At 61.6% G+C, this 16,106-nt stretch carries 13 protein-coding genes; 11 read left to right on the forward strand and 2 right to left on the reverse strand.

Annotation, left to right across the window (positions count from 1 at the left end; translation table 11 throughout):
• The first annotated feature begins 164 nt into the window (after positions 1–164).
• Together G359_RS10595 and G359_RS10600 are read left to right on the forward strand one after the other, a co-directional pair.
• On the forward strand, positions 165–2,477 hold the full coding sequence (locus G359_RS10595) for an efflux RND transporter permease subunit (protein ID WP_052699297.1): 2,313 nt from the start codon (positions 165–167) through the stop codon (positions 2,475–2,477).
• Between the two features lie 86 nt (positions 2,478–2,563).
• Positions 2,564–2,941, forward strand: a complete 378-nt coding sequence (locus G359_RS10600) for a DsrE family protein (protein ID WP_045836105.1) — start codon at positions 2,564–2,566, stop codon at positions 2,939–2,941.
• On the opposite strand, the gene G359_RS10605 is transcribed toward G359_RS10600, so the two are convergent.
• Complete coding sequence (locus tag G359_RS10605) at positions 2,931–3,614, reverse strand: HAD family hydrolase (protein WP_045837888.1); 684 nt, start codon at positions 3,612–3,614, stop codon at positions 2,931–2,933. The genes G359_RS10600 and G359_RS10605 overlap by 11 nt on opposite strands.
• Positions 3,615–3,772: 158 nt before the next feature.
• Between G359_RS10605 and rpiA the strand changes: the two genes are divergently transcribed.
• The 8 genes from rpiA to gltX all read left to right on the forward strand — a co-directional run bounded on the left by rpiA (position 3,773) and on the right by gltX (position 12,528).
• The gene (gene rpiA, locus G359_RS10610) at positions 3,773–4,495 is read left to right on the forward strand and encodes a ribose-5-phosphate isomerase RpiA (RefSeq protein WP_045836106.1); all 723 of its coding nucleotides are present in this window, start codon (positions 3,773–3,775) and stop codon (positions 4,493–4,495) included.
• Between the two features lies 1 nt (position 4,496).
• Positions 4,497–4,988 carry a DUF2059 domain-containing protein gene (locus G359_RS10615; protein WP_045836107.1) on the forward strand — a complete coding sequence of 164 codons (492 nt, stop codon included), beginning with the start codon at positions 4,497–4,499 and terminating at the stop codon, positions 4,986–4,988.
• A gap of 31 nt (positions 4,989–5,019) precedes the next feature.
• Positions 5,020–6,402: a glutathione-disulfide reductase gene (gene gor, locus G359_RS10620; RefSeq protein ID WP_045836108.1), complete on the forward strand. Its 1,383-nt coding sequence runs from the start codon at positions 5,020–5,022 to the stop codon at positions 6,400–6,402.
• Between the two features lie 82 nt (positions 6,403–6,484).
• Complete coding sequence (locus G359_RS10625) at positions 6,485–7,240, forward strand: SDR family NAD(P)-dependent oxidoreductase (protein WP_045836109.1); 756 nt, start codon at positions 6,485–6,487, stop codon at positions 7,238–7,240.
• A gap of 138 nt (positions 7,241–7,378) precedes the next feature.
• The gene (locus tag G359_RS10630) at positions 7,379–8,782 is read left to right on the forward strand and encodes a class II 3-deoxy-7-phosphoheptulonate synthase (protein ID WP_045836110.1); all 1,404 of its coding nucleotides are present in this window, start codon (positions 7,379–7,381) and stop codon (positions 8,780–8,782) included.
• Between the two features lie 99 nt (positions 8,783–8,881).
• On the forward strand, positions 8,882–9,043 hold the full coding sequence (locus G359_RS20470; protein ID WP_156150736.1) for a hypothetical protein: 162 nt from the start codon (positions 8,882–8,884) through the stop codon (positions 9,041–9,043).
• Between the two features lie 69 nt (positions 9,044–9,112).
• Positions 9,113–10,825: an NAD+ synthase gene (locus G359_RS10635; protein WP_045836111.1), complete on the forward strand. Its 1,713-nt coding sequence runs from the start codon at positions 9,113–9,115 to the stop codon at positions 10,823–10,825.
• 332 nt (positions 10,826–11,157) lie between these two features.
• Positions 11,158–12,528, forward strand: a complete 1,371-nt coding sequence (gene gltX / locus G359_RS10640) for a glutamate--tRNA ligase (RefSeq protein WP_045836112.1) — start codon at positions 11,158–11,160, stop codon at positions 12,526–12,528.
• A gap of 531 nt (positions 12,529–13,059) precedes the next feature.
• Here gltX and G359_RS10645 read toward each other — a convergent pair.
• A complete protein-coding gene (locus tag G359_RS10645; RefSeq protein ID WP_045836113.1) occupies positions 13,060–14,337 on the reverse strand; it encodes a DUF2865 domain-containing protein in 1,278 nt (425 codons plus the stop codon).
• Positions 14,338–14,625: 288 nt separating this feature from the next.
• On the opposite strand from G359_RS10645, the gene cysS reads away from it, so the two are divergent.
• On the forward strand, positions 14,626–16,035 hold the full coding sequence (cysS, locus tag G359_RS10650) for a cysteine--tRNA ligase (RefSeq protein ID WP_045837889.1): 1,410 nt from the start codon (positions 14,626–14,628) through the stop codon (positions 16,033–16,035).
• The last annotated feature ends 71 nt before the right edge of the window (positions 16,036–16,106 follow it).

Consider the following 16,106-nt stretch of genomic DNA (forward strand, 5'->3'; position numbering starts at 1 on the left):
CGGTGGCCGGGGGCACGCTTGAGGCCCGCATATATAAGCCTGGATTCGATGCGATGTAGTCCTTGCACCCAACCCCAGCAAAATGCGATGTCTCCCGGCAAACACGCACGATTGCAGGGGGCGCAGGGGCGGCTTCTTAGATCGAAGTCGTTGGGGAGGAACGTTTGGAACCAACGGAGCCGCAACGGCCGCACTTGATCTCGCTGGGCTTGAACAAGCTCGGCCTCATCGGGATCAAAGCGCCGATCCTTTCCGCGCTCATTGTCGTGCTCATCACCGCCGCCGCGGTCATGGGGCTAACGCACCTGAAGGTCGACGACAGTCTTTCAGAGCTGTTCCGGACGAACACCCCTGAGTTCAAAACCTACGAAGAGATCGACCGCCGCTTCCCATCGAGCGAATACGATGTTCTGGTCGTCGTCGAAGGCAAGAACCTATTGACGCGCGAGGGCCTGAAGGCCTTTGCGGGAGCTGCCGCCGATCTTCAGCTGGCCGATGGCGTCAACGGTATCGTCTCGATGCTTTCGGCACGCGGCAAGCCGGATGCCACGGGATATGCGCCGCCCATCGTGCCCGATGATCTTCCCGAAGGCCCAGCCTTCGATCAAATCCTCGAAGCGCTGAAAAGCAACGACATCGTCAAGGGCAAGTTCCTCTCGAACGACGGCCAGCTCGCGCTGATCGTGCTCTCCCTCAACCGCGAGGCCGTCGCCGAGAAATCCGCCAAGGTCGTCATCGGGGGCATCGAGCAGACCGCGAAGGAAGATCTCGAACCCGCCGGTCTCTCAGTGAAGCTCGCCGGCGCGCCGGTGATGCAACTCGAAATCCGCAACGCCGTCGAGCGAGATCAGCTCGTCTACAACGGCCTCGGCCTGTTTTTCGGCGCCGCCATCGCCGCGCTGTTCTTCCGCCGCATATCGCTGATGCTCGTCGCGGCCCTGCCGCCCGTCATCGCGGTCTGCTGGTCGCTGGGCCTGCTCGGATGGCTCCATTTCAAGCTCAATCTCTTCCTGAATGTGATGACGCCGCTCATCATGGTGATGGGCTTCGCCGACAGCATGCAGATGGTGTCCGCCATTCGCATTCGGTTGCGAGAAGGCGACAGCAAGCTTGAAGCCGTGAGATTTGCCGTCAACGTCGTCGGCCCGGCATGCGTGCTCGCGCACGGCGCGACGCTTCTGTCGTTCCTCGCGCTCCTGTTTTCGGAATCCGGCCTCATTCGCACGTTCGGCGAAGCCGGCGCCATGGCAGTCTGCATCTCCTTCGTCGCGGTGATCGTCGTGCTGCCGATCCTGGCGCTCCTGCTGATCCGCAACGAAAAGACTTTGGCGCGCGACCACACCCCGGCAGACGGTATGATGGACGCGCTTGGCAACTTCGTCGGCGCCATCGTCGATCGCGTCATCAAGCATTCGGTCATCTATACGATCATCGGCATCGGGCTGTTCGCCTATTTCGCGTCGCTCCATCTGCAACTCGAGCCGCGCTATCGCCTCGCCGACCAGGTTCCCGATCGCGAGCAGGCGCTCGCAGCGACCGGCCGCATCGACACCAAGCTGACCGGCGCCAATCCCTTCCACGTCATGATCCGTTGGCAGAACGGTGCCAGCCTTTACGATCCCGCCACGCTCAAAGTCATCGAGGAAACGCATCTCGCGCTCGAAAAGGCCGCTGGCCTCGGCAACGTCTGGTCGCTCGAAAGTCTCAGGCGCTGGCTGCGCGAAAACGGTGACGACAACGTTGAGACGGTCAAGAAATACGTCAATCTTTTGCCTGAGCATCTCGTTCGCCGCTTCATAGCGAAGGAGCAGGACGCGGTCCTCGTGACCGGCCGGCTGCCGGATGTCGACGCGAGCCAGATTCTACCGCTCGTACATAAGGTCGACGAAGCGCTCGCCCCGGTTCGTAAGGCCTATCCGAACTACGAGATATCGGTGACCGGACTGCCCGCGCTCGCCGCGCGCAACAGCTACCGCATGATCTCGCAGCTCGATGAAAGCATCCCGCTTTGCGTGCTCGTCGCCGCAGTGCTGCTGGCTCTCGCCTTCCGCTCCGTTTTCGTCGGCTTCATCAGCTTGCTCCCCGGCCTGTTTCCGGTCGTCACGTCTGGCGCGATGCTCTGGTATCTGGGAGGGGGCCTCGAGTTCTCATCCGTCGTCGCGCTCATCGTGGTGTTCGGATTGGGCGTCGACGCGCTCATCCACTTCCTCAATCGTCTGCGGCTTGAAGAAAAACCGGGCGTGGAGCCCGAGATCGCGATCCGCCGCGCCCGTGTGCTCGTCGGCCCGGCGATCATCCTGACAACGATCGTGCTTGCCTTCGGATTGGGCGTTACCGTGTTCTCGCAGCTTCCGTCGCTTCGGCTGTTTGGCCTCGTGTGCGGCGTGACGCTTCTGGCGTCGCTCATTGCCGATCTGGTTTTCCTTCCGGCAACAATCCTGGTCTATCGCCGCTATATCAGCGGTCACGACGTCTGAACGGACGACTAGGCCCTCGGAGGTTGCGGCAGTCCACGCCGACGGCGTAGTGTTTGCGAGCGTTATCATCGGCAACGAGGGCAGCGATGCCGCAGAAGCTCATGATCATCCTGGCAAGCACGGATCCGCTGAGCTGCGAAGGCTTGAGCGCGCCGCTCTTTCAGGCATGCGTCGCCGCCGGCATGAACTACAGCGTCGAAGTCGTCTTTACGGGCCCCGCTGCCAAATTGCTGCGGAGCGGCGTCGCCGAAGGTATCTGCCTGAAGGCCGACGAAAAGCGCACGATCTACGATTTCATCAAGGAAGGGCACGCGGCAGGCGTAAGGTTCTTCTGCTTCTCGCCGGGGCTGGACGGCTGTCCCTTGCGAAAGGAAGAACTGATTCCCGAATTCAGCGGCGTCATCGGCGCTGCACATTTCGTCGAGGAAATCATGTCGAGCGAATGCCGGGTCCTTACGTACTGACGGCAGTCCCGAGAAACTTCCGGAGAGCGCCCGGCAATTCGCGATAATCATCGATGATGGCATCCGGCCCAAACGACGCGACGGGATCCACGCTGTATCCGAAGCTCACCGCCACAACGGGCACGCGTGCCGCCTTCGCCGTCTTGATGTCCGTCTCGCTGTCGCCGATCATGATGCTCGTCTGAGGAACGCCGCCAGCCCGCGCAATTGTGCCGGTCAAATGCAGCGGATCGGGTTTGTAGGCGCCGAGGCTGTCACGCCCGGTGACCGCAGAAAAATAATGAGCGAGGTTCATCGATTCGAGAACAGCTCGAGCTTGCAGCTCCATTTTGTTCGTGCACACCGCAAGCGTCGCGCCTTCGGCCTTAAGCCCATCGAGGGTCGCGATGACGTGCGGATAGGGAACGCTGTAATCGGCCAGATGCGCCGTATAATAGATGATGAACACCTCGAAGAGGTCGTGCAACTCGCGCTCAGACAGCTTCCGCCCGTGCGCCTTCACTGCGCCGTCGATCATCGCCAGCGCCCCGTGACCGACGAACGGCCGGATGGCGAGTTCGTTGACGCGGTCGAGGCCAAGCGTCGAGAGCACGTGATTCGTCGCTTCGGCGAGATCCGGCGCCGTATCGACAAGCGTACCGTCAAGGTCGAAGACGATCGTCCAGCCCTGCATGAATTCTCCTCGCGTTTTCAAGGTAGCGTATTCATCTCGCGCAGCCATGTCACGGCGTCACGAAGGCCTGATAGGGTAGGCTGGCTTGAAAGAGCCGCATCCGCAGCCTAGAGAGGTCCCGCGCGGAGGGCGCTGATTTTACAAAGCTTGAGGCCGTAATGAGCAATGACGATTGGAAGCGACAAGCCGCCGAACAGGCGCTGACGTACGTCGAAGACGGAATGAAGCTTGGACTTGGCACCGGCTCGACAGCGGCGAAATTCGTCGAACTTCTCGGCGACAAAGTCAAAGCCGGCCTCAAGGTCGTTTGCGTGCCGACCTCGGAAGCCACGCGCGCGCAAGCGGCGGCGCTTGGCATTCCCCTGACGACCCTCGACGAGACGCCGTTTCTCGATCTGACCGTCGATGGCGCCGATGAAATCGATGAAGAGCTGCGTCTCATCAAGGGCGGCGGCGGCGCCCTGCTGAGGGAGAAAATCGTCGCTGTCGCATCCGGACGCGTCGTGATCATCGCCGATAACTCCAAGCTCGTCGAAACGCTGGGCCGTTACCCCCTGCCGCTCGAAGTCGTGCCGTTCGGGCTCGCCGCGACCGAGCAGCTCATCATTAAGCTCGCGGCCGATTCCGGATGCGAAGGCGAGGTAAAGCTTCGCATGGGCCAAGACGGCAAGCCGTTCGTGACCGACAACGGCAATTACATCCTCGATTGTGCCTTCGGCGCGATTGAGGATCCCGAAGCCCTCGACGACGCTTTGAAGCTCGTGCCGGGCATCGTCGACACGGGACTATTTTTAGGAATTGCAGACGTCGGCATCATTGCCGGGCCGAAAGGCATTGAAGTGATATCCGGAATTGAAATTGATTTCGAAGAGGATGATTGAGATGGGCTACGCCCTGCGAATAATTGCTCTGAGCCTTATTTGTTTTTCAGGTGCAGCCCTAGCCGAAGATACGCCGCCATCGCAGCCGGATCCGGCGCGCGTCGCCGCGGCGCGTGATCTTCTCGAAGTCACGGGCGTTACGAAGCAGATGGACGGCATGGTTCAGGCCATGACGCGCGGCTTCGCCAAGGGCGCCAACGCCACGTCATCCGAAGCCGGAAAGAAGCTTTCCGAACAGTTCGATCAGAGCATGAAGAAGCTTCTCGAATACCAGGACCAGATGATCAGCGATTTCGCCAACCTCTATGCCGAGACCTTCACGGCTGAGGAAATGAAAGCCGTCGCCGACTTCTATCGTTCTGGTCCCGGAGCCAAGTTCATCTCCAAAACGCCGGAATTGATGAAAAAAGGCGCGGAGATCGGCATGAAATATTCAACCAAGATCGCTGACGAGATGAGGGCGGGGGAAACGCAGCCACCCGAGCAGAAATAGTTCTGAACAAATAATCACGTCAGACCACGCAATGACAAATTTCGATTTTGATCTCTTCGTCATCGGTGCGGGCTCCGGTGGCGTCCGGGCTGCCCGCATCGCGGCCAGCCACGGCGCCAAGGTGGCCATTGCCGAAGAATTCCGGATCGGCGGCACGTGCGTCATCCGTGGCTGCGTTCCGAAAAAGCTGCTCGTTTACGCCAGCCGCTTCGCCGATGAATTCGCGGACGCCGAGGGCTTCGGCTGGACCGTCAGCGGTGAGACATTCAATTGGGCGTCGCTCGTCGCCGCAAAGGATAAGGAAATTTCGCGCCTCGAAGCCGCCTATCGCGCGACCCTCGAGAAATTCAAGGTGCAAGTATTTCCCGAGCGCGCGACGCTTGTCTCGCCACACGAGGTGCGTCTCGAAAATTCCGGCCGAACGGTCACTGCAAAGACGATTTTGGTGGCGACCGGCGGCCATCCCAACCTCGATCACACGCTGCCGGGTGTCGAGAACGTCATCACGTCCAATGAGGTGTTCGACCTGAAAGAGTTTCCGCGCCGGATCGTCATCGCGGGCGGCGGCTACATCGCCGTGGAGTTCGCATCGATCTTCAATGGCCTCGGCGCCGACGTAACGCTGATCTATCGCGGCGACAAATTCCTCCGCGGCTTCGACGAGGATATGCGCGACGGGCTTGCAGCCGCGATGACGGCACGCGGCATCCGCATCATTACCGGCCAAAAGATCACAAGGGTCGAGAAGACGTCGTCGGGCATCGTCGGCACGATCTCCGACGGCGAAACGCTCGCAGCCGATCAGATCATGTTTGCGATTGGCCGTTCGCCGAATACGAAAGGCCTTGGCCTCGAGGCTCTCGGCGTTCGCGTCAATTCCGAAGGCGCCATCGTCGTCGATAACGCCTCGCAGACGGCAGTGCCATCAATCTACGCCGTCGGCGACGTTACCAACCGCGTGAACCTGACGCCGGTCGCGATCCGCGAAGGCCATGCGTTAGCCGATTCCCTATTCGGCAAGAAGCCGTGGATCGTCGACTACACGACAATCCCGACCGCAGTTTTCTCGACACCCGAGATCGGCACCGTCGGGTTCACCGAGCAGGAAGCGCGTGCCCAGTACAAGGACGTCCATATCTACAAAACGAGCTTCCGGCCGATGAAGGCGATCCTCGCCGGCCGCAATGAGAAAATGCTCATGAAGATTATTGTCGAAGGCGCGAGCGACCGCGTCGTCGGCGTCCACGTTTTGGGGCCTGATGCGGCCGAGATCGTTCAGATGGCAGCGATCGCCGTCCGCATGCGTGCGTGCAAGTCGGACTTCGACCAGACGATGGCCTTGCATCCATCCGCCGCAGAGGAACTGGTCACGCTTCGTGAGAAATGGCTCGCCCCTGGCGAAGCCGCCGGTTGATCGTCGGAAAGCGCCGCCGTATGGGTTCGCGCCCACGTCTCGACGAGACTTCACGACACGAACTCACGGCAAGAGGGAACACATGACGCGGCTCACCGGCAAAATCGCAATCGTCACGGGCTCTGGCGGCGGCATCGGACAAGCCATCGCCTCAAGGTTCGCCCTCGAAGGCGCGCATGTCTGGGTCACCGACATCAATGGGGAAACCGCCGAAGAGACGGTTCAGAAGATCAAAGCCAAAGGCGGCGCCGCGACGGCAATGGTCGTCGATGTATCAAAAGGCCAGGATCTGACCGCCCTCCTGCGTAACGTCGAGAAAGCGCACGGATATGCGGATGTCCTGGTCAACAACGCGGGCATTCTCGTGCGCGGCGAAGTTCGTCAACTGTCGGATGCCGACTGGGCGAAGCTGCGCGAGGTTAACCTCGATGCTATCCTAAGGCTGTCGCGCGATGCACTGCCTCTGCTCCGGAAATCGAAGTCGCCGTCGATCATCAATATCTCATCGATCATGGCGCACCGGGGCCTCCGTCCGCTGGCTGCCTATACGGCCACCAAGGGCGCGATCACGGCGTTGACCAAGGGCCTCGCCGTCGAATACGCGCCGTTTAACGTTCGCGTGAATTCCGTCGCGCCCGGCTACGTCGAAACGGGCATCACGGACAGGCTGTTGAAGCTGCCCCCAGTCAAGAAGGCCCTGATCGACAAAACGCCGATGGGGCGCCTCGGACGGCCCGAAGACATGACCGGCGCGGCAGTCTTTTTTGCCTCCGACGACAGCCTATATTGCACGGGTTCAGAACTGGCCGTCGATGGCGGCATGTCTGCAGGGCTCTAGGCGAGCAATAGGGGATTGGAGCGCTGGCGTTGCCGGCCAATATCTCCTATAAGCCCCGGGATAATATGCCACAGAGCCGTGAAAGGCGCCGCCTTCGGGCACGCGCCCCAAATGTGCTTTTCAGGAGTTTACGTTACTATGGCGTCAAACGCCCAACTCGAAAAATGGTCGCCGGACAGCTGGCGCGGCAAGCCGATCCTGCAGGTTCCGGATTATCCCGATGCGAAGGCCTTGGCCGACGCCGAAGCAAAGCTCGCGACTTTCCCGCCGCTCGTATTTGCCGGTGAAGCGCGTGAGCTGAAGAAGCAACTCGCTGCCATTGCCGGAGGCACCGGCTTCTTGCTCCAGGGCGGCGACTGCGCCGAGAGCTTCGCCGAGCACCGGGCCGACAACATTCGCGACTTCTTCCGCGTCTTCCTGCAGATGGCGGTCGTGCTGACGTACGCCGGTGGCGAGCCCGTCACGAAGGTCGGCCGCATCGCCGGGCAATTCGCGAAGCCGCGCTCTGCACCGACCGAGAAGCGGGACGGACAGGAGCTGCCGAGCTATCGCGGCGACATCATCAACGGTCCGGAGTTCACGGCGGAAGCCCGTATTCCCGATCCCGTCCGCCAGCTCGAAGCCTATCGTCAATCGGCGGCGACGCTGAACCTGATCCGCGCTTTCGCAACGGGCGGCTATGCCGACCTCGAGCGCGTGCACCAGTGGAATATGGGTTTTGTGAAGGATAGCCCGCAGGGCCATCACTATCAGGAGATCGCCGACCGTATCGCCGAGACGCTGCAGTTCATGCGCGCCTGCGGGATTACGTCGGATAATACACCGCAATTGCGCACGACGAGCTTCTACACCAGCCATGAAGCGCTGCTTCTCGGCTACGAGCAGGCTCTGACGCGCAAGGATTCAACCAGCGGCGATTGGTACGCGACGAGCGGACATATGATCTGGATCGGCGATAGAACGCGCCAGCCCGATCACGCTCATATCGAGTACTGCCGCGGTATCAAGAATCCGATTGGCTTGAAGTGTGGTCCCTCGCTCGACGCCGACGGTCTGTTGCGCCTGATCGACCTTCTCAACCCGAAGGACGAACCGGGCCGCCTGACGCTCATCTGCCGGTTCGGGTTCGACAAGGTCGAGGCGCATTTGCCGAAGCTTATCCGCGCGGTGAAGAAGGCCGGCCGTTCCGTCGTCTGGTCGTGTGACCCCATGCACGGCAACACGATCTCGGCCGTCAACGGCTACAAGACGCGCCCCTTCGATCGCATCTTGAAAGAAAGCCTCTCGTTCTTCGAGGTGCATCGCGCCGAGGGAACGCACGCGGGCGGCATCCACGTCGAGATGACCGGTCAGAACGTCACCGAATGCACCGGCGGTGCAACGGCGATTTCCGAGCAGGATCTCTCAGACCGCTATCACACGCATTGCGATCCCCGCCTCAACGCCGACCAGGCGCTGGAGCTGGCTTTCCTCGTTGCCGAACAATTGAAGAAAGAGCGCGATGCAGAAGCCCGGCCGGAGCCGAAAACGCTGATTGCATAGCTAGGCTGTTGGATTTCCCGCCGGTCACGGAATGCGGTATATTGAATGGCGGCTTGCGACTGCGAGCCGCCATTTCGGTTTTACCGGATGGCAGAAGTCATGCGATTACGCGTATTCCTGATGCTGGCCGCCTTCGCGGGAATTTCCGCTGCGACCGCACATACGCTGACCATTCCCGTAGATTCCCGCGTCCACGCCGCCGAAATCTGCTGGGACCCTGACGTTGAATTCCCTGTGCCCTGTGACGACGATGACGATTGAGCAGTGTGCCGCCCCGGCCTGGACGCCGTGGTCCTGGACCTTGATTACGGCGCACTCTAAATAGCGGGAATGACCGCACCTCTCTCTCTCAAAATCGCCCTCGCACAGCTCAATCCCGTCGTTGGGGATTTGAACGGCAACGCCGAACGTGCAGCCGCTGCCCATGCTCGCGCCAAGGAACTTGGCGCCGACGTGGTCGTGTTCTCCGAGCTCTTCCTAAATGGCTACCCGCCTGAAGACCTCGTGCTGAAACCTGCCTTCCAGCAGGCAACGCGCGAGCGGCTCGAATGGTTGGCGAAGGCCTGCGCTGATGGCCCGGCAATGCTCGTCGGCGCGATCTGGGCTCAGGAGGGTAAGGCTTATAATGCTGTTGCTCTGCTTGACGGCGGCAGCATCCAGGCGACGACGCTGAAAGTCGACCTGCCGAACTATGGTGTGTTCGACGAGAAGCGCGTGTTCGCCGCCGGGCCGTTGCCCGGACCGCTCAACGTGCGTGGCGTGCGCATCGGCGTGCCGATCTGCGAAGATATCTGGAACACGGAAGTCGTCGAGACGCTCGCCGAGACGGGCGCCGAAATTTTGGTTTCGCCGAATGGATCGCCGTTCGATTGGCCGAAGCCCGACAACCGCATGAACGTCGCCGTCGCGCGCGTAACCGAAAGCGGCTTGCCGCTCGCATATCTCAATCAGGTCGGCGGCCAGGACGAGTTGGTGTTCGATGGCGCATCATTCGTGCTCAACGCCGACTGTTCCCTCGCCGTACAACTTCCAGCATGGCGCGAAGCGATTGTTTTAACCGAGTGGACGAAATCCGCCACTGGATGGCGGTGCGAGAGGGGAGAGGTGGCGAAGCTTCCCGAAGGCCCGGCGTCCGCCTATCAAGCCTGCGTACTCGGGCTTAAAGATTACGTCGATAAGAACGGATTTCCCGGTGTCGTACTCGGCCTTTCCGGCGGGATCGATTCAGCGCTCGTCGCGGCGATAGCCGTTGATGCATTGGGACCAGCGCGCGTCCACGCAATCATGCTACCGTCGAAATTCACGTCCGATGAAAGCCTGCAGGACGCCGCCGCTTGCGCGAAGGCGCTCGGCATTCGCTACGATAAGATTTCGATCGAGCCGACCGTCGCCGGACTGACCTGGAGCCTCAAGGATCTCTTCGCCGGCACCAACGCCGGCATCACCGAAGAGAACATGCAAAGCCGTGTGCGCGGCACGATCCTGATGGCCGTGTCGAACAAATTCGGCGGCATGGTTGTCACCACCGGCAACAAGAGCGAAATGTCCGTCGGCTACGCGACGCTCTACGGCGACATGAATGGCGGATACAATCCAGTCAAGGATCTCTACAAGACAGAGGTCTATGATCTCGCTCGCTGGCGGAACGCGCACGTGCCGGAAGGCGCGCTGGGTCCATCCGGCACCGTCATCCCGGAGCGCATTCTGACGAAAGCGCCGACGGCGGAGCTTCGCGCCAACCAGACGGACCAGGATTCGCTTCCGCCCTATGAAGCGCTCGACGACATCCTGAAATGCCTTGTCGAGAAGGAAATGCCCGTTACGGAAGTGATCGCCCGCGGCCACGCCATCGAAACGGTCAAGAAGGTCGAGCGCTTGCTCTACCTCGCCGAATACAAACGCCGTCAGGCCGCTCCCGGCGTCAAGATTTCCGCCCGCAACTTCGGCCGCGATCGCCGCTATCCGATCACCAACAAATTCCGCGAAGACGTCGCGCAAGCGACAGCGGAGTCTGCAATCAAAGCGAGCGGCAAGGGCGCGTAGCTTCCCCCTTCCAACGTCATACCTGGAAACCGGTCGTCCATCCCCACCGTCATCCCGGCGCCGGCCGGGATCCGTCCAAGCGAGAGACTTGGACGGGTGCCCGCCTACGCGGGCATGACGAAGCCGTCATTCTCGACCGAGCGCACCGAAAGGCGCGTCGAAGGTCGGGGATCCAGCGTGAGACTCGTCGAAGACATGATAATGAGCCTGCGGCGCTCCTTGCGGTGAATCTGGTTCTCCAAACAGCCTCGCTGCACTCGTCACGCGGGCACTCCTTGCGTTTGTTCCCGCAGGAAGTAGGGTGCGGCGCTTGAATCTCTTAAAGGCCAGACATGACACCCCGCGTCCGCTTCGCACCGAGCCCAACTGGGCGGCTCCATATTGGCAACATCCGGACAGCGGCGCTGAATTGGCTCTTCGCCCGAAAGCACGGCGGGAGCTTCCTGCTCCGCCTCGATGATACCGACACCGCGCGCTCGACCCAGGAATTCGCGGACGCCATCCGCGATGACCTGACTTGGCTTGGCCTCACCTGGAACGATCTGGTTCGCCAGCAGGACCGGACTGCCCGGTACGAAGAAGCCGCCGACGCGCTCAAAGCGTCAGGCGCACTCTATCCGTGCTTCGAGACCGAGGAAGAACTCGATCGCCGCCGCAAACGCCAGCTCGCGATGCACCGGCCGCCGATCTACGACCGCGCCGCGCTGAAGCTCACGAAGGAAGAAATCGGCGCCAAGCTCGCAGCCGGTGAGAAGCCGCACTGGCGCTTTCGTCTCCCGAACACGTCGGAAGGACGCGGGCTGACACCCCAGCCGACGCTGATCTCGTGGAACGACCTGATCCGCGGCGATCAGACGGTCGATCTCGGCTCGCTGTCCGATCCCGTGTTGATCCGCGGCGACGGCACGTTCCTCTATACGTTTACCAGCGTCATCGACGATATCGACTTCGGCATCACGCACATCGTGCGCGGAGAGGATCACGTCACGAACACGGGCGTGCAGCTTGCTATTTTTGAAGCCGCAGGCGCAATACCACCCGCATTCGGTCATCACTCTCTGCTCGTTGGCGCCGACGGACAGGCGCTGTCGAAACGTCTGGGCGCGCTCTCCATCCAAAGCTTCCGCGACGAAGGCCTGGAGCCGATGGCGGTCCTCTGTCACGCCGCATTGGTCGGCACGTCGGACGCGATCGAGCCGCTCCACTCAAGTGACGAACTGGCAGCAAAACTCGACTTCTCGAAGATCTCGATGGCGCCCGGCCGCTTCGACGTTGCAGAGCTGAAAGTGCTGAACAGCAAGTTGCTCCACACGCTCGATTACGCCAGCGTCGCCGAACGACTGCGGGGCCTGGGTATCGAAGGCCGTGAGGATTTCTGGAACGCCGTGCGCGGCAACCTCGAAATCTTTGCGGATGCTCGCATCTGGTGGGATGTCGTCGCAGGTGACATCGAACCCGTCATCGAGGATTCCAAATTGACGGTCGCCGCGGCGGCGGTTCTGCCGGAGGCTCCTTGGAGCGAGAACACCTGGTCGGAATGGACGAACGCCGTGAAAGCCAAGACCGGCGCCAAGGGCCGCGCTCTGTTCCATCCGCTCCGCCTCGCGCTCACGGGCCGTGAAGCCGGGCCGGAACTGAAGACGCTATTGCCGTTGATGGGCCGTGACCGCGTCCTCGCCCGCCTCGAAGGCAAGCGCGCTTAGCGGACGACAGCCGCACCAAATCTACCGTCATCCCGGCGAAGGCCGGGATGCATCCAAGCCAGAGTCCTGGACGGATACCCGCCTACGCGGGCACGACGTTGCTGAGAGAGACGGACCCAATTTCACAGCCACCGTCATCCCGCGACGTCAATCACACCCCCCACCGTCATCCCGGCGAAGGCCGGGATCCATCCAAGCCAGAGACTTGGACGGATGCCCGCCTACGCGGGCATGACGTTGCTGAGAGAGACGGACCCAATTTCACAGCCACCGTCATCCCGCGACGGCAATCACACCCCCACCGCCATCCCGGCGAACAATGCGCCGGCGGCCGGCTCGCGGAACGCGTGTCGCCGGCGCCAACGAAAAACTCGCGGGATCTAGGCAAGGTGCAGGGCATTCGGGTGCGTGCGGACCGCCCCCGCACCTCTCGCATCCACCCGTGTGTTGGAGCCTGTCTGGATGCCGACCTCTGTCGGCATGACGGTAGTAGCAATCACTTGGACTATTCCGGAGCTGCCTCGCGCCGCCTTACTGCGGCACGGCCTCGGTCTGCCAACCGTCAACTTCGCGGGGCTGAGCTACAGCCGAGGGGGCCGCTGACCGCCCAGCCGTCGAACCCGTGGTGATCGCGGTCGAACCGCTACCTTCCGCACGGCGGCCCGCAGCCGGAGAGCCCGACGTCGTCCCTTCGGCCTTCTTGTCGGGTGTCGTGCCATCCGGCGGCGGCACGTATTCGGCCACCTTGCACGAGCAGCCGTTCACGTACTCCTTGCGGTAGCGGAACGCGAATTTCAAACGCGTGTAGGGCTCTTGCGATCTGAGGGCGACGGATTGCTCGACCGTCCCACCAGGATTTGGATAGTAATACAACTCGGTCGGGGCAGCGCACTTCGATGTGCACGCGTCGGCATCCTGCGAGAAATGGCTCGGCAGCGTCGAGAAGCTCACCGGGAAATAGAAGCCGTCACATAGGCGAACGCAAAGCGTTCGGTATGTCTGCGCGCCGTTGGCAGCTTGCGGGTTCCACACGTTGCCGCCGCTCGATTCCTCATCTTCCCACATGCCGCTATCGCCGCGGTTACGGCGCGCCATGTCGACATAGTTGGCACCGCAGTTGTTACGCGCAAGCTCGCGGATGATGTCGTCCTGATAGGACCGTCCGGCCGATCCAAGAATATCCCGGCGTCGCGCATCGAGATCGGCAAGCCGCCGTTTCGAGGCGTCTTGCTGCCGCGACAGGTCTTTGCACTGCGGGGTGTTCTTCAGCGACTTCGTAAACAGGAAATATTCGTAGCAGCCACGATCGAGCTGTGAATCGGCCTGATCAACCACGCGCTCTAGCTGCCGGATCTCATTTTCCAGTCGCGGCAAGTCGGACTGCGATTGACCACTCTTTTGCCCTTCCTGCACGAGCCGCTGCTCGAGCTGGTAGCAAATCGGGTTCTTGGCGGACCAGTTCGACGCCGGTTGCGCGGGAGCGCCTGGAGCCGCGGGCGCACCCGGGGAGGCGGGTGCAGCCGGAGTGCCCGGATACTGCGACTGCCCGGGATAAGGGGGCTGACCAGGATACGGCGCTTGCGACGGATATGGCGGTGGCCCCTGCGCAGGGGGAGGCTGCCGGTAGACGGGCTCTTGCGGAAGGGGCGGCCCACCCCGGTCGTCCTGATCGCGGCCGCCGCCGCCTCCGAAGGGCCACCAGCTCTGGGCCGAGGCCACCTCAGATGCCAACAACAGGGCGCCCAGCGTCGCCGCCAGCACGAGCAGCAACCGGCGAACGGCGATATTGAAAGATTTCCCTTGGCTCACGCCTATTCCCCGACGCCCATTGACGGCTTTCGCGCTCCGGACGATGGCATCCGCAGCCGCACTTTCCGGACCCTAAGCAGCGATTTGCTAGCGGGTCAATGCGGAGCAATTGCGACGTGAACCATTTTACGTGAGGTTTCAAAAACTTGGACGCCGCTTGACGGGGCAGGGCACAACCGCCTAAGGCGCCACGGGCCCTTGTGCCGTCAAAGAAGGCCTATGGCATACTCAGGCTTCCGGAATATCTTCCGGCCGAACCGCAGAGACACGCGACGCGAGAGGTCCAGATTGGCGCTCAAACTTCATAATACGCTGACCCGGCAAAAGGCCGAGTTCGTGCCGATCGACCCGTCGAACGTCCGCATGTACGTCTGCGGCCCGACAGTCTACGACTACGCCCACATCGGCAACGCGCGCCCCGTGATCGTTTTCGACGTGCTGTTCCGGCTGCTCCGTCACATCTACCGACCGGACCATGTGACGTACGTGCGCAACATCACGGACGTCGACGACAAGATCAACGCCCGCGCTGCCCGCGATTACCCCGATCTGCCACTGAACGAAGCGATCCGCAAAGTCACCGAAGCGACGGAGAAGCAGTTCCACGCCGACATCTCCGCCTTGGGTGTCCTGCCGCCGACCTACGAGCCGCGCGCGACGGAGTTCATCCGCCGCGAGGACGGCCAGGAGGACATGGTGACGTTGATCGACGCCCTGCTGAAGCAGGGGCACGCCTACGTTGCCGAAAACCACGTGCTCTTCGACGTCGCCTCGATGCCTGACTACGGCCGCCTTTCGAACCGCTCCCTCGACGAGATGGAAGCCGGCGCCCGCGTCGAGGTTGCGCCCTACAAAAAGGGTCCGATGGACTTCGTCTTGTGGAAGCCGTCGAAGCCCGGCGAACCCGCGTGGAAGTCACCGGGCGGAATTGAAGTGCCAGGACGTCCCGGCTGGCACATCGAATGCTCGGCAATGGCGGGCGCGTTGCTCGGCCCCGTGTTCGACATTCACGGCGGCGGCATCGATCTGACGTTCCCGCATCATGAGAACGAGATCGCGCAATCACGCTGCGCCCACGGCACGTCCGTCATGGCCAACGTCTGGGTTCACAACGGCTTCCTGCAGGTCGAAGGCGAGAAGATGTCGAAAAGCCTTGGCAACTTCGTCACGATTCACGAGTTGCTTGTCGCGGGATGGCCGGGCGAAGTTCTTCGCTTGAACATGCTCAGAACGCACTATCGCCAGCCGATCGATTGGACAAAGAGCGGACTAGAGGAAAGCCAGAAAATTCTAACCAGCTGGTTTTCCCACGAAGGCCTCGACACGACCGATCGCACGTGCGTGCCGCAAGATTTTATCGATGCTCTCGAGGACGATCTGAATACGCCGAAAGCCATCGCCGAGCTTCATGGCTATGCGTCCGCTAAAGACTTCAAGAGTCTTGGGGCGGCGCTGGGCTTCCTGGGCTTCGATGGCGCGACGTTGAAAGCGGCCGACGAACGCTTGGCCGAAACGGCGCAAGCCCTAGCTTCGACCGTCGAACCATTGATCATTGCGCGCCTCGAAGCGAGGAAGCGCAAAGACTTCGCGGAATCCGATCGCATCCGCGACGAGCTCGTAAAGATGGGCATCGCCCTCAAAGACACGAAGAACAAGCAAACCGGCGAGATCGAAACCACCTGGGAAGTCGCGCGGTAACCAACACGTTGGCGGCCGGCTCCCCAAAGGGGAGTTGCCAACGCCAACAAAGATGCGCTGGCGGCCGGCGC

Source organism: Hyphomicrobium sp. 99 (assembly GCF_000384335.2).
In the GTDB taxonomy this organism is placed as follows: domain Bacteria; phylum Pseudomonadota; class Alphaproteobacteria; order Rhizobiales; family Hyphomicrobiaceae; genus Hyphomicrobium_B.

Bases quoted from the DNA above. Each gene is read 5' to 3' on its own strand.
- G359_RS10605 (WP_045837888.1), bottom strand. From the start codon at position 3,614: ATGCAGGGCTGGACGATCGTCTTCGACCTTGACGGTACGCTTGTCGAT.
- G359_RS10625 (WP_045836109.1), top strand. From the start codon at position 6,485: ATGACGCGGCTCACCGGCAAAATCGCAATCGTCACGGGCTCTGGCGGC.
- G359_RS10630 (WP_045836110.1), top strand. From the start codon at position 7,379: ATGGCGTCAAACGCCCAACTCGAAAAATGGTCGCCGGACAGCTGGCGC.
- G359_RS10615 (WP_045836107.1), top strand. From the start codon at position 4,497: ATGGGCTACGCCCTGCGAATAATTGCTCTGAGCCTTATTTGTTTTTCA.
- G359_RS10635 (WP_045836111.1), top strand. From the start codon at position 9,113: ATGACCGCACCTCTCTCTCTCAAAATCGCCCTCGCACAGCTCAATCCC.
- gltX (WP_045836112.1), top strand. From the start codon at position 11,158: ATGACACCCCGCGTCCGCTTCGCACCGAGCCCAACTGGGCGGCTCCAT.
- G359_RS10600 (WP_045836105.1), top strand. From the start codon at position 2,564: ATGCCGCAGAAGCTCATGATCATCCTGGCAAGCACGGATCCGCTGAGC.
- rpiA (WP_045836106.1), top strand. From the start codon at position 3,773: ATGAGCAATGACGATTGGAAGCGACAAGCCGCCGAACAGGCGCTGACG.
- gor (WP_045836108.1), top strand. From the start codon at position 5,020: ATGACAAATTTCGATTTTGATCTCTTCGTCATCGGTGCGGGCTCCGGT.
- G359_RS20470 (WP_156150736.1), top strand. From the start codon at position 8,882: ATGCGATTACGCGTATTCCTGATGCTGGCCGCCTTCGCGGGAATTTCC.